The 233-nt window shown below is 43.8% G+C and carries 1 pseudogene; it reads right to left on the minus strand.

What is annotated here, in order from left to right:
* Positions 1-83: 83 nt before the first annotated feature.
* Positions 84-233, minus strand: a pseudogene (cwlJ, locus tag SB775_RS34095) (cell wall hydrolase CwlJ); the annotation flags it as partial.

Here is a 233-nt window from a genome sequence, read left to right on the forward strand (position 1 = left end):
GTTCCAGATGGTTGATAAAAACCTGTTCCGTAATACGGGTTTTGTTGCTGTGCCATTCAAAAATCCCTCCTCATTATCAATCCTTAATAAACGCTAGGACAATCTTCGCCAGATGGCTGGAAGAAGCAGTGCTTTTTGAAGCGACCAGAGTTTTGTTGATTATACCAAGTTGGCGGACAAGGGCCTTCCGGTCTAAAAAACCATAAGGAAAAGTTGGCGGGCCAAAAACGTTG

This window comes from Peribacillus sp. SIMBA_075 (assembly GCF_046534585.1).